The following is a 9,728-nucleotide window of genomic DNA, read 5'->3' as shown; positions in this document are numbered from 1 at the left end:
GAGCATATACTTTCCGGAAACCTACAGGTCAATCCGTGAAAATCCGCGATTCCGGACACACTTTTTGACCCTTAACCCGATGCTGAGCTGACGTTGTTGGCTTGTCCTTTAACTCTCCTTTAACCCTGTCCGGCACTTATGGCCAGGTTTCGGGGACTTGTCGATGTATTCCCCTGACTTATCGATGGTTTTTCGGCACTTATGCGCACGCTGTGAGCCAGGCTCTCTCACTTGTCGATGCGCTATTCACTTGTGGATACGCTGTAGCGCATCGATAGGTGAATAGCGTGGCCATAAGTCGTCGGATGCGTCGGCCAGCGGGCATTGCAACTGGCTCGCGAGAAGAAATGTAGAAATCTCAAAACTCATTTTGTATTGAAAGTAGAAGAAAACTTGAATAGTTTTGAGATGTGCATGAGGGCAGTCGGCCCCCATCTGGGGCATTGATATAGCGGTGTTCAGTCATGAGCTTGGCTCACGGCCATATTTTGACGATCATTTGGTACCTGTTTATATCGTGAAAAAGCAACTCAAGAATGTGTAAGAAGTATTAAGAGAGAGCTTGCATGGTGAGGAATCTTCTTCCGAGGAAAACCTGCCAATTCATAATCGGAAGGCAAACATGAAAATTGTATTTAGAGCAATGCTGGGTGCCGCAATTATTTTTGAAGGAGTTCTTTTCCTTCTTATGAATGTGGTATCTGGTTTGCCGGGTTGGGTATTCCTGTTACCACTTGCCGTGGTGGTTGCGGCTTTTCTCTTACTGTTTGGAGGTATGTGGCAAGACTATCTCAGAAATGGCAGGTCATGGGCTTCTTCGCTGTCCGAGACGTCAAAGAAATTTGGCGTACCTCGAAAAATACTAGCGTTACTCGTTTCGGAAGTTGGTTCGCTGCTAGCTGCTTTCACCTTTTTTAAGCCTCAGAGAAATGTCGACAGTGAAGTCAGGTCCTTCACAGCATATAGAAACCTTCGAACTGTTGTTTTTATGATACTGGCGCTGAGCGTTGCAGAAATAAGCATAGTGCATTTTGCTATTTCTAATGCGTTTTGGCGATATTTATTTCTGGTAATTAGTGTTTATGCCGTAGTTCTTTTATCTGGATTTTACGTAACTGTTCGGGATCATCCACATCTAATGACACCGCAAGGACTCGTACTGCGAAATGGGCGAAGGCTTATTTGCGAAATTCCGTGGTCACACTTACGTCATGCGAGCTCCGTAACGGCAGGTGAAGGAGGGGACGTAGCAATTGACGAGCACGGCAATCTCAGGGTGCCTGTTTTGAGTGAAGTGAACGTCAAGTTAGAAGTCGATTCGCAGGTCGTGGCAGAAGATCTTTACAAGGGACCAATGATGGTTTCCTCGATTGAGATTTACTGCGACGACAAAGACACATTCCTGCGTGATCTCGCTGAGGAAAGGAATGCTCATTAAGTGCTTGGCAGCTTCCAGGGCTGGTAATCAACCCCGACCTACCGCCAGAACTTGGTCATCCCGCGCTTGTCCTCGATGTTGAACTCAATCATTTTGGCCAGCAGGTCGAGCGGCATGGACTCGGCCTTGCCATCCTTTGGCCAGGGGAAGCGGACCATCATTTTTCCGTAGGAGAGGCCGCGGGCATCGAACTCGTCGGAGAACTTTTCAATACCTGCGCGGGTCGAAGATGGACGGCCTTTATTGATGAGGATGCCCTGGCGGATTTAGCGATGTAGGTAGGGGCTAGCGCTTAGCGTACTTCTCCAGGTGAGCTGCGAAGCGAGCGGCGAAATGTTCAATTGTCTCGACCTCAGGAAGAAAAGTAATCCGGACATATGTCCCGCCTTTCACATTGAAAGCGCTGCCTTGGACGATGTGAATGTGTTCTGCTTCCAGAAACGAGAGAACGAAGTCCTCATCCTTATCAATTTCGTAAATATTGCCGTCTAGTCGAATGAAAATGTACAGCGCCCCTTGCGGCTCGATGAACGAGATTCCGGGAATCTTGCTGAGTGCTGTAGTGGCAGCAACTTTTTGTTCGAAGAGGCGGCCACCGGGTCGTACTAAATTGTCGATGCTGTGTTCTTTGCCCAGCACGGCAGCAATCGCGTGCTGGGCTGGAATTGAGGCGCACATCCGCATTGAGGCCAGTAGTCGAATTCCTTTAAGCAGGGTGTCCTGTTCGCGAAATCCAGTTGCAGTCACCCATCCAGCTCTCAATCCGGCCAAGCGATGCGTCTTGGAAAGGCCGGAGAACGTTAAGCAGGGGACATCCTGCGCTAGGCAAGCTGTTGGAGTGAACGAGGCTCCAGGGTACACAATGCGGTCGTAGATTTCGTCGGAAAGCAGCACTAGATTGTGCTCACGTGCGAGCTGGGCAATCTGGGAGAGAGTCTCCGGTGAGTAGATGGCGCCTGTGGGATTGTTTGGATTGATGATGACAATCGCCCGAGTTTTGGCTGTGATGGACTCGCGTATGGCATCGACGTCTGGCTGCCAATTATTTTCTTCTAGGCAGGAATAGTGCACGGGGACTCCGCCGGCGAGGGTGGTGGATGCGGTCCAGAGTGGATAGTCGGGTGAGGGGATGAGGATCTCATCACCGTCGTTGATGAGAGCTTGTAGACATAGGTTTACCAGCTCCGAGACACCATTTCCGACAAGAACGTGATTGCTATCGAGGTCGGGGAAGTCCTCATTCTGCGAGTAGTAGTCCACGACAGTCTGACGGGTGTCGCTCAGGCCGAGGGAATTTGAGTATCCAGAAGTTTCCTCGAGGCCACGGTGCATAGCGGAAAGTACCTCTGCAGATGGCCGGAAGCCGAATGGGGCAGGATTTCCGACATTGAGGGGAATGACCTTTACGCCCTGGCGCTGTAGCTCGTCGGCCTTGTCCTGAATTGGTCCGCGCAGGTCATAGAGAACATTATCGAGGTGATGCGAAAAATGGATTGGGCAGGATAGCACTGCGCGCTTCGATACGATAGCGCTACTATGTATATTCATGGTTAACAGTAGCACGTCTATGTTGGTCGGCGAGCTGGAAACGTGGATTGCGCAACACAAAGCCGGAGAAAAGCTGCCATCCAGCCGTGAAATCACACGGTCGTATTCGGTTAGCCCGGTGACAGTGCGAAACGCTATCCACGAACTGGCTACCCGCGGACTGGTAGAAGTGCGAGTCGGCGTGGGGGTATTCGTCAGGCATCGCCAACAACTCCCACGGGCGGACTTTAGCTGGCAAGTCGGAGCGCTGGGACCTCAGCCCAATACCGGAAGGGTTCTGGCCGCCACCCAGAGAGCTTCCACTGATGAGGCAATCAGTCTGCATTCCGGTTATCCGGATGAATCTCTGCTGCCAACGAACTTGGTACGAAGAGCGCTTACCAGAGTCAGTAAATCGTACGATGCCTATCGACGAGCACCGGTGCGGGGGATGGCAGAACTGCGGCAGTGGTTTGCTTCGCAACTGGTACGGGCAAATGAGCGCGATGTGGTTATTGTTCCGGGCACACAGAGCGGGCTCGGTGCCATTTTTCGTGCCATTTCACCGAAGGAACTCATCATTGAGTCGCCTTCATATTGGGGTGCAATCCTGGCTGCTCGGCAGGCTGGGATTTCTCTACTACCAGTGGAAAGTGATGATGAGGGGCCAATCCCCGAGAGTTTGGAGAGGCTGCTACGAACGAGTTCTGCACGAGCTTTTTATGGTCAACCCACGTTCGGTAACCCTCATGGGAAACGGTGGTCGACAGCTCGTCGTAAAACAATTATTGAAATCATAAGAGCGTTCAACGCTTTCCTCATTGAGGACGATTGGGCACATGATTTCGCATTCGACGCACCTGATGTTCCGATAGCGGCGGATGATGCCGAAGGGCATGTCATCTATCTGCGATCGCTGACAAAGGTGATTTCGCCTGCAGTTCGGGTAGGGGCAGTAATTGCCAAGGGGCCGGTTCTTCAGCGGATACTCGCAGAAGTTTCAGCCGAAGCGTTGTACACCAGTGGAATTTTGCAGGCCGTGGCGCTGGACGTCGTCAAGCAAAGTGCGTACGCGACGCACCTCAAAAATATGCAGGTCGCACTGCGACAGCGACGAAATGATTTGCTTGAAGCTTTATCCAGATATGCGCCGTCGGTGGAAACTCCACACGTGCCTCAAGGAGGACTCAACTTGTGGTGCAGGCTTCCCGATGGCACAGACCCCCAAGAGGTTGCCGAACGTTGCGAAGGACGGGGACTGATAGTTGCGCCAGGACGGGACTGGTTTCCCTCCGAGGAAATCGGCCCGTATTTACGCCTGAACTTCGCGGGTCCCCATCCCGAGAGATTTGTTGATGCTGCGATGATTCTGGACAGCGTGGTTTCGGGCTAGCCACTAAATTCGACGGAGACCTTCCTACCGCCAAAACTTGGTCATCCCGCGCTTGTCCTCGATGTTGAACTCAATCATTTTGGCCAGCAGGTCCAGCGGCATGGACTCGGCCTTGCCATCCTTTGGCCAGGGGAAGCGGACCATCATTTTTCCGTAGGAGAGGCCGCGGGCATCGAACTCGTCGGAGAACTTCACAATGCCGTCGCGCTCTGGGGCGATGGACATGTGTTTCTTGGCGTAGGAAAAACCGATGATAAAAGTGCCATCGAGCGTGAACATCGGCTGATTCCAGGCAATGCGAACGCCGAGTTCCGGGTACTTTTCATGAACCCATTCCAACACCTCGAGAGCGACAGCGCGCTGCGTGTCATCATCTACCCGCGAGAGGTGATTGGCGAAGAACTCGGCGATGGTTTCATCGGTCATATGCTGAACAGCCATAGCCTGGATTTTACTGTGCCATCAACTAACACCCGAGCCATCAACTAACATAACTCCGAGTGGCTACAGATTTGAATACTCAGTTTGATCCCAAAAAGGCGTGGCCAGCGCTATGGACCGTGTTACTCGGCTTCTTCATGATCCTGGTCGACGCCACCATTGTCACCGTTGGTATCAACACCATCCAGCATGAACTGGGCGGTGAGCTCAACCAGGTCATGTGGGTGACCAGTGGTTATCTGCTGGCCTATGCCGTGCCGTTGCTCATTACTGGCAGGCTCGGTGACCTCTGGGGAGTCAAGCACACCTATGTAGCGGGCCTGGTTATCTTCGTGTTGGCGTCGCTGGCGTGTGGGTTGGCGCCGTCGTTAAGCATGCTGATCATTGCCCGCGTGGTGCAGGGACTGGGGGCCGCGCTGCTGACGCCGCAGACGATGGCGCTGATTACGCAGATGTTTCCGCCGGCGCATCGCGGTGCGGCGATGGGCCTGTGGGGTGCGGCGGCCGGAATTGCCTCGCTGACGGGGCCGCTGGCCGGTGGCGTGTTGATTGAGCTGCTGAGTTGGCGCTGGATTTTCCTCATTAATGTGCCGATTGGGCTGATCGGGCTCGTTTTTGCGTTCCGCTATCTGCCGACCTTTGAGACGCACCGCAACAAGATTGATTATCTCGGTGTTGTACTCAGCGCGATTGGTATGTTCCTGCTGGTCTTCGGCATTCAGGAGGGGGAGAGTGCCGACTGGTCCGGTTGGATCTGGGCACTGATTGCCGGTGGCGTGGTGGTTCTTGGACTATTCACCGCGTGGGAGGCCAAGACCACGGCCGAACCGTTGATGCCGCTGTCCCTTTTTAAGGATCGCAACTTCACCATCTCCTCGCTGGCGATTGCTGTGACGGGGGCGCTGGTGGTCGCGGTTGGTTTCCCAATCATCCTCTTCGCCCAGAATGCCCGCGACCTATCGACCATCCAAGCCTCACTACTGCTCGTGCCGCAGGCGGTCATCTCCGGTGTCATGGCACCGTGGACTGGGCGAATGCTAGACCGGCTGAAGTTCCGTGAGTTCGCGCTGATTGGTTTTGGGTCCTCACTGGTGGGCATGCTCGGGTTCCACTACCTCATCCACGAGGACCTTTCCGTGCTGTGGCTGCTGCTGCCGGGCGCCGCATTCGGTGTGGCAAACGCGTTTATTTGGGGCACGCTGTCGACGGCTGCCACCCGCAACATCGACCCGTCCCTCGCCGGTGCCGCCTCTGGTGTGTACAACACCATCCGCCAGATCGGCAGTGTGCTGGGTAGCGCGCTGATTGCCACCGTCATGGCTGCGGCGCTTAGCAGCAACCGTGGCGACTTCACCACCGCCATGAGTGACGCGATGTGGTTGCCGGTGGCACTGTCGGCCGTGGGTGTCGTGGCGGCGCTGGGGATTAAGAATCCGAAGTAAAACGCTCCACCATGTAGTCCGCGATGCCGACGGGATCGGCTAGGAAGTCCCTGGTTGCCCGTACCGCGAGGGTGTCTTCGAAGTGGGTGGTGTCGGCGTCGTCAAGCGAAATAATCGTTGCTTCTGGCGCGGCGAGCAGGATGGGGGAATGCGTCGCCATGATGATCTGTGCGCCGGCTTCCGCGAGCGCGCCGAGGCGGCCGAGGAGCTCCAGTTGGCGTAGGACCGACAGGCCGGCTTCGGGTTCGTCGAGGAAGATCAGTGATTCGGCGCTGAGGCGGCGTTCGGCTAGCGCCATGATGGATTGGCCATGGCTCATTTGGGTGAGGTCGGCCAAGGAGGGGTCTCCAAGCGACTCGTAATAGCGCGTGAGGTTCAGGTGCGCGTCGCCGCGAAAGAAGAACGTGTCCGGGGGATTGCGCCTGGTCAGCACCAGCGGGACCGGGGAGGTACGCTCTTGCGTCTTGTACCGCGAGCCGCCGTCCGTATCGACGCCCATCGCCGATGCCAACGCCTCCAGCACCGTCGACTTTCCCTTGCCGTTTTCGCCGGTCAGGATGGTGATCGGCGTGGTGAAGGTCATGGGGAAGGGCAGGGCGAGCTTTACGACGTACGCCGGGAGCTCGGCATCATCGTGAATACGGGCATGGCGGAGGTAGATCATGGTTGCAGCAGCTGGTCAATCTGTTTGAGCAGTTCATAGCCGTCGGCGCCCTCGATGAACGGGACCTCCTTGTTCTCCAGCTTTTCAATTGGCACCGCCGTGCCGTGAGAGAGCACGTGCTCGCTGGGAGTGAGGTTGCGGATTGCGATGGCCGCGACCTTGTCGGGATGCTCCGCCGCGGCCGTGCCGTAGATGAGCGGGTCGTACTGGCCATCATCGCCGACGAGAATCCAGTTGATTTCGGGGAAGTCAATAAACAGGTCGCGAAGTCGCACCTTCTTGTGTTCCTTGCCCGAGCGGAACAGGCCGGTGGGCGTTGGCCCCCAATCGGTGAGAAGCAGTGGGCCCTTCGGCAGGTTGTTGCGGTGTAGGAATCTTTTTAGTGTGCTGAAGGTGTTCCACGCTCCGGTGGAGAGATAGATGACGGGAACGTCCGTGTCCTCGTCGGTTTTGCTCGCGTAACGACGGCGAAGCTGCGCATAAAACTCGCTGAAGCCAGCGACGGCCTTGCGCTCGTCTGTCTCCTTGACCCAGGAGTTGTAGGCGGCGATGAGGGCGCGCGGCAGCATGGTGACCAACACGGTGTCATCAATATCGGAGACGATGCCGTATTTGGTCTCCGGGGAGAGGATGAGGACCTCTGCAGGAGTGTCGTTGATGGTAATTTCGTGCCAGCCGGGTTCGAGGCCGTGATTCCTGATTAGTACCTCGATATAGCCGTTGCTATCCGTGGTGGTTTCCACCGTGCGGTCGCCGGCAGTGATGGTGACGGGAAAGTCCGCGAGTTCGACGGTAAAGAACTGCCAAAATCCGCGTTTTTTGTTTCGTTCTTCGTCTCGTTTTTTGGCCGGATCCTTCAGGAGGACACGGCCGAATACGCGCACGCGCTCTGCATTTCCGTACCCGGTGAAACCGATGATTTCCGGTTCCCAACCAGCGTTTTTGGAACGCTTGGCGGCCAGCGCGTTGATCCTTCTCTCGGTCTTGCGGACGACATCTGCCACGGACATGCTTTCCAGGATACGGGTTGACAGGACGGGGGAGGGTGCGCGTAGGTTGGTCGCCCAAGAGAAAAGTCAACCCTTTAGGAGTGTTCTCTTTTTATGCGTTTTTCCGGTAAGTTCATCGCATCCGCCGCTGTGGCAGCAGGCATGATTGCTGCCCCGACCGCCGCCGCTAACGCTGCATCAGTCAGCGCCTGGGATCAGGTTGCGGCATGTGAGTCCGGCGGAAATTGGCAGACCAATACCGGTAACGGCTACTACGGCGGACTGCAGTTCTCGCAGCAGACCTGGAGTGGCCACGGCGGTGACCAGTACGCACCGACAGCTGACCAGGCCACTAAGGAGCAGCAGATTGAGATTGGCGAGCGCGTGCTTGCCTCCCAGGGTGCTGGCGCATGGCCGAACTGCGGTGGCCCGCTGGGTTAATCCTCCCCATCATCAAAGACCAGATCTGGCACAGCCGCGAATGACAGCCACCACTTCATGTAGTGGTCATGGCGTGCTTTCGTCTTCTGGGTAGCGCGTTTGTCAAATGTCTGTCGCCCGAACCCGGCTAATGGTCCGGCCGGGACGGTCGCCGCGGTAATACCGTCGGCAGAGGACCACACCTCTGAGCCGTCCTCATAAGCGGTGATATCCCAGAGCTTGTGGGTTTTCAGGTTGTGGTGCTTCCTGCATAGGCAGTGCAGATTCTGTGTGTCGGTGGGGCCACCGGCTTCGGGGTCTTCCTGGTTGTACGGCGCGATATGGTCAATATCGCACTTGTACGCTGGGACTTCGCAGCCGGGGAAGCGACATGTTCCATCGCGACCGTGGACGCGGGCGACCTGCGCTGGAGTTGGACGGTAACCATTGGTGGCGCTGTCTGCTGAGAGGCGGACATGCGTCACTTTTTGCATCCACTCCTCCGTGACCAGCGCGCCTAGCCAGCCGGCGCCGTCCAGCCAGGCGTCATCACTGTGGGGCTCGCGGAAAACATTGAGCACAACTTCCGCATTGGTGCGCTGGTGGATCAGTTCCACAAATGCATCCGCCTGCGTCATTTCCTCATTCGTGCGGAAGACCGTTTCAATCGCGCACATGGCAAAATAGGCGCGGTCCGGCCGCAGTGTGAGAATGATTTGGGAGCAGCTGTCGGGACGTTCCACCAGAGTCACCGATTCCGTGTCGGTGATGGTGGGAATTGTGCCGTCGGCGCGAGCACGGTCATCCAAGTCCGCAGCAATATCACCAATTTTGGTGGTGAGAGTGCGAGGACCAATCATTGTTTGACGACGCTTCCGTGGCGTAACCAATGCCAGAATCTTCTTCTCTGCATCGGGTATTTGATCAGGCTCGATGCCGACTACGCCATGTGCAATGATGCCGAGTTGCCGCATGGACAATGCGCAGCTTTCCCGGGCATATTCCGCCAACTGTGGCATTTTCTCCAGCAACAGGCCAATGTCACAGATACGCAGTGCCTCACTGCGAGTGATTCCCAACCGAACGCTGATGCGAGCGGCATGGTTTTCAACGTCATCATCACCTGCAGGGCAGCAGGCTTCAAGTAACTCAAGTTGGGCGCGGTTGGTAGCCCGCGCGAGTGCTGAGAGCTCATCTTCAGGATTTTCGTGAGCCCAATATGGTTCGGGTACTTGTTCGGACTTCATTGGATCCCCCTGGTGCTCCAATGGTTGTCGGTTTTCTTTCGAACTTACTTGCTATCATACGGGCGCTTTTCTGGCTTGTAAAGAGGAATGAAAGAGAATTTTGAGGAGTTTTCGAAGATGTTTAGCCGACTATAAAAGCACATTTTACCTGGGTGTTTGTGGGTTGT

10 protein-coding genes are annotated in these 9,728 nt (G+C 55.6%); 4 read left to right on the top strand and 6 right to left on the bottom strand.

What is annotated here, in order from left to right; translation table 11 throughout:
• Positions 1-622 precede the first annotated feature (622 nt).
• Entirely contained in the window at positions 623-1,438 is an 816-nt protein-coding gene (locus QP981_RS04900) for a hypothetical protein (RefSeq protein ID WP_284857548.1), read from the top strand.
• Positions 1,439-1,476: 38 nt separating this feature from the next.
• Here QP981_RS04900 and QP981_RS04895 read toward each other — a convergent pair whose 3' ends face one another.
• Positions 1,477-1,599 (bottom strand): hypothetical protein, encoded by a 123-nt coding sequence (locus QP981_RS04895; protein ID WP_255351592.1) that lies wholly within the window; start codon positions 1,597-1,599, stop codon positions 1,477-1,479.
• A 124-nt stretch (positions 1,600-1,723) separates the two neighbouring features.
• Complete coding sequence (locus QP981_RS04890) at positions 1,724-2,986, bottom strand: aminotransferase class I/II-fold pyridoxal phosphate-dependent enzyme (RefSeq protein ID WP_284857547.1); 1,263 nt, start codon at positions 2,984-2,986, stop codon at positions 1,724-1,726.
• Here QP981_RS04890 and QP981_RS04885 point away from each other — a divergent pair.
• Complete coding sequence (locus tag QP981_RS04885) at positions 2,985-4,358, top strand: aminotransferase-like domain-containing protein (RefSeq protein ID WP_048731913.1); 1,374 nt, start codon at positions 2,985-2,987, stop codon at positions 4,356-4,358. The genes QP981_RS04890 and QP981_RS04885 overlap by 2 nt on opposite strands.
• A 24-nt stretch (positions 4,359-4,382) precedes the next feature.
• On the opposite strand, the gene QP981_RS04880 is transcribed toward QP981_RS04885, so the two are convergent.
• Positions 4,383-4,799, bottom strand: coding sequence for an iron chaperone (locus QP981_RS04880; RefSeq protein WP_070602180.1), 417 nt, complete (start codon positions 4,797-4,799; stop codon positions 4,383-4,385).
• 59 nt (positions 4,800-4,858) lie between these two features.
• Here QP981_RS04880 and QP981_RS04875 point away from each other — a divergent pair, with 59 nt between their 5' ends.
• Positions 4,859-6,241, top strand: coding sequence for a DHA2 family efflux MFS transporter permease subunit (locus QP981_RS04875; RefSeq protein ID WP_284857545.1), 1,383 nt, complete (start codon positions 4,859-4,861; stop codon positions 6,239-6,241).
• Here the strand turns inward: QP981_RS04875 and QP981_RS04870 are convergent.
• A complete protein-coding gene (locus QP981_RS04870) occupies positions 6,225-6,905 on the bottom strand; it encodes an AAA family ATPase (RefSeq protein WP_284857544.1) in 681 nt (226 codons plus the stop codon). The two genes, QP981_RS04875 and QP981_RS04870, sit on opposite strands and share 17 nt — an antisense overlap.
• Positions 6,902-7,915 (bottom strand): App1 family protein phosphatidate phosphatase, encoded by a 1,014-nt coding sequence (locus QP981_RS04865; protein WP_048731921.1) that lies wholly within the window; start codon positions 7,913-7,915, stop codon positions 6,902-6,904. The genes QP981_RS04870 and QP981_RS04865 overlap by 4 nt, the downstream gene beginning before the upstream one ends.
• A 93-nt stretch (positions 7,916-8,008) precedes the next feature.
• Here QP981_RS04865 and QP981_RS04860 point away from each other — a divergent pair, with 93 nt between their 5' ends.
• Positions 8,009-8,335, top strand: a complete 327-nt coding sequence (locus QP981_RS04860) for a transglycosylase family protein (RefSeq protein ID WP_005511827.1) — start codon at positions 8,009-8,011, stop codon at positions 8,333-8,335.
• Here the strand turns inward: QP981_RS04860 and QP981_RS04855 are convergent.
• Positions 8,332-9,561, bottom strand: a complete 1,230-nt coding sequence (locus QP981_RS04855; RefSeq protein WP_284857543.1) for an HNH endonuclease signature motif containing protein — start codon at positions 9,559-9,561, stop codon at positions 8,332-8,334. The two genes, QP981_RS04860 and QP981_RS04855, sit on opposite strands and share 4 nt — an antisense overlap.
• Positions 9,562-9,728 lie beyond the last annotated feature (167 nt).

The sequence above is a fragment of the Corynebacterium sp. MSK047 genome (assembly GCF_030232285.1).
In the GTDB taxonomy this organism is placed as follows: domain Bacteria; phylum Actinomycetota; class Actinomycetes; order Mycobacteriales; family Mycobacteriaceae; genus Corynebacterium; species Corynebacterium jeikeium_D.
This window is presented reverse-complemented; position numbering and strand designations above follow the sequence as displayed.

Bases quoted from the DNA above. Each gene is read 5' to 3' on its own strand.
- QP981_RS04900 (WP_284857548.1), top strand. From the start codon at position 623: ATGAAAATTGTATTTAGAGCAATGCTGGGTGCCGCAATTATTTTTGAA.
- QP981_RS04895 (WP_255351592.1), bottom strand. From the start codon at position 1,599: ATGATGGTCCGCTTCCCCTGGCCAAAGGATGGCAAGGCCGAGTCCATG.
- QP981_RS04885 (WP_048731913.1), top strand. From the start codon at position 2,985: ATGGTTAACAGTAGCACGTCTATGTTGGTCGGCGAGCTGGAAACGTGG.
- QP981_RS04890 (WP_284857547.1), bottom strand. From the start codon at position 2,986: ATGAATATACATAGTAGCGCTATCGTATCGAAGCGCGCAGTGCTATCC.
- QP981_RS04880 (WP_070602180.1), bottom strand. From the start codon at position 4,799: ATGGCTGTTCAGCATATGACCGATGAAACCATCGCCGAGTTCTTCGCC.
- QP981_RS04870 (WP_284857544.1), bottom strand. From the start codon at position 6,905: ATGATCTACCTCCGCCATGCCCGTATTCACGATGATGCCGAGCTCCCG.
- QP981_RS04865 (WP_048731921.1), bottom strand. From the start codon at position 7,915: ATGTCCGTGGCAGATGTCGTCCGCAAGACCGAGAGAAGGATCAACGCG.
- QP981_RS04860 (WP_005511827.1), top strand. From the start codon at position 8,009: ATGCGTTTTTCCGGTAAGTTCATCGCATCCGCCGCTGTGGCAGCAGGC.
- QP981_RS04855 (WP_284857543.1), bottom strand. From the start codon at position 9,561: ATGAAGTCCGAACAAGTACCCGAACCATATTGGGCTCACGAAAATCCT.